This is a genomic window from Mesorhizobium sp. WSM4871 (assembly GCF_055811295.1).
Window position 1 is genome coordinate 1 of record NZ_JBVVPU010000058.1, and the last position, 628, is coordinate 628.

At 58.4% G+C, this 628-nt stretch carries 1 protein-coding gene and 1 pseudogene; both read right to left on the reverse strand.

Going from position 1 to position 628, the window contains the following annotated elements; all coding sequences use genetic code 11:
* On the reverse strand, positions 1-237 hold a 237-nt coding region (locus AC0L2H_RS32480), incomplete at its 3' end, for a hypothetical protein (protein WP_473593674.1).
* Positions 238-418: 181 nt separating this feature from the next.
* Positions 419-628, reverse strand: a pseudogene (locus tag AC0L2H_RS32485) (calcium-binding protein); the annotation flags it as partial.

A 628-nucleotide genomic window follows, 5' to 3' on the forward strand; every position in this document is an offset into this window, starting at 1 on the left:
ACTTGCCAGAACGCGGTCATAGACCTGCAGCATGAACAGCGGCGAGGTCAGCGCAAGCACATTGACCACGCCGCTTATCAACAAAATTCCCCCAATGGTGGAAGTCAGACCGGAAGGTCTCCACACTGAAATGTTCGAGAGATACTTGCTCAGGAGAATGCCTCCGTTAATTGTCGGCACAGCACGCGCAGTGCTCGCCAAATGGAGGAGCGACACTGATCGCACCGGCTCGTTCATCAGCCATTGTGCTCCGCTCCTGCCAGGGGTCCGGACAGCCTCACCGCCTCAATGTGTACCTTCAGGACGGTCTACGACCAGCAGCCCTTTATCAAGGTGACATGCTGCGCCACGGCCATCGGCAAGTAGTGGAAAAGGAAGCGCCCCACGTGTGGGGCGGGTCCCATATCGACTTTCCGAATCAGACGAAGGTAAAGTCCGAGGCTGTCAGGCCCAGATTGGCCAGATCGGCCAAACTGTCCACACCGCCCAAATGGGTGAAGTCCTCCGCCTGGTTCTCGGAGGTGACATAGGCCAGACTCGCGAGTCCCTTGCCGTCGGAGTGGTAGACGATGATGTCGCCGACGGTTTCGCCGGAGATGGCATTCGCGGCGTCAGAGGCAGAGGTGAA